This is a genomic window from Moorena sp. SIO4A1, from assembly GCF_010672065.1.
Taxonomy (GTDB): domain Bacteria; phylum Cyanobacteriota; class Cyanobacteriia; order Cyanobacteriales; family Coleofasciculaceae; genus Moorena.
In genome coordinates, this window is sequence record NZ_JAAHHX010000568.1 from 1 (window position 1) to 1,652 (window position 1,652).

The 1,652-nt window shown below is 40.6% G+C and carries 2 protein-coding genes; both read right to left on the bottom strand.

Features of this window, described 5'->3' with window-relative positions; all coding sequences use genetic code 11:
• Positions 1-227: 227 nt before the first annotated feature.
• Positions 228-1,301, bottom strand: a complete 1,074-nt coding sequence (locus F6K53_RS40720) for a hybrid sensor histidine kinase/response regulator (RefSeq protein ID WP_293085894.1) — start codon at positions 1,299-1,301, stop codon at positions 228-230.
• 152 nt (positions 1,302-1,453) lie between these two features.
• On the bottom strand, positions 1,454-1,652 hold a 199-nt coding region (locus F6K53_RS40725; RefSeq protein WP_293085897.1), incomplete at its 5' end, for a response regulator.

A 1,652-nucleotide genomic window follows, 5' to 3' on the forward strand; every position in this document is an offset into this window, starting at 1 on the left:
TGAAGAAGCTGTGAAATACCAACTTTTTCGAAGTTGGTATTTCACAGCTTCTTCACTTGAAAGCGGGCAGCTAATAGCTCTCAGCATTCAGCTCTCAGCATTCAGCTCTCAGCTCTCAGCTCTCAGCTCTCAGCATTCAGCTCTCAGCTCTCAGCTCTCAGCCAAAGGCTGACGGCTGACGGCTGTTGGCGTAGCCTGCGCGTAGCGCATATGCTTACAATTTATAACTAAATTTCTACAGTGAACACTGAACCCGATGGTTGATTATTTTCTACAAATATTCTACCACCATGAGCTTCAACTGCCATTTTACAGAACGTTAATCCCAGACCAGTTTGAGAAATTCCAGTCATTAAATTTCCCACATCGTACTTATCAAAAATACGTTTTCGCAATTCTTCTTCAATCCCAGGCCCAGAATCAGCAATGCGAATTCTAGCTTGGGGTTTGGGATCTACTGGATAATATACTTGCAGTATAATTTTACTTTGTGAAGGAGAAAATTTGATGGCATTTGAGAGCAAGTTATCTAAGACACGACGGATTAAATTGGCATCAATTAAAAGAGTCTTACTGGATTCTGGTAGCTCACTAACTAGCTGAATATTTTTCTCATGAGCAATGGCTTGGAAATCTAAAACTACCTCTTGTTCGAGTGCATTTAGATCCACCAAGTCTCGATTAAGGCTAAGTTTTACCGATTGTAACTTTGCCATCATCAATAAGTTATCCGTCATTGAGCGCAGCTGGAGAGCTGATTTCAAGATTTGTTCAGTCTTTCTTTGCTGTTTTTTGTCGAGTTCAGTTTGCTGCAAAATCTCACAAGATATGATAATATTAGCCAAAGGATGCCTCAAATCATGCACGATCATATGAGACATATCTTCCCTCAGCTGTAGAGTAGCAGCTAGCTGATCATGTTGTTTTTTAATCCGCAACATCGAACGCACTCTAGACCGCAGTTCGAGTCCACTAACAGGTTTACCTAGGAAATCATCAGCTCCTGCATCCAGGCATCGGGCAAGATCTTCCTTAGAATTCAGAGCCGTTACGATAATAATTGGGATATGGTGCCAGTTTGGGTGAGACTTGATCCGATGGCAAACCTCTATACCATCAAGTTCTGGCATCATCACGTCCAATAAGATTACGTCCGGCTGAATTTCCTCTAGACGGTTCAATGCCTCTTCACCACAAGAGGCATAGCTCAAGTTGTAACCTTCCTTGAACAGTAGAGCCTCAATGACATCAAACCCACAGGGTTCATCATCAACTACTAGTATAGAGTTTTGACTATCCATCAATAACACCCTTTATGCGCTTGAATAGTTGATCATATTAAATACAGATGTCTGGGATTGATGTTGGTTAAAACTAATTTATATACCATGAATTTATATACCATTAATTAGTAGGTTTAAACCTACTTGGGACTTATAACTAATGCAAATAACTAATTACTAACTAATTGCAAATCCTTAACCTCTACATGAACATACTTTTGAATAGTACTGACTAAGTTCTTAAGACTCACTGGTTTAGAGATGTATTCGTCCGCGCCAGCCCCTAGGCATTTCTCCTTATCTCCTGGCATCGCCAGTGCTGTTACGGCAATAATGGGAATAACCCTCGTTTCCTGATTGTCTCGAATT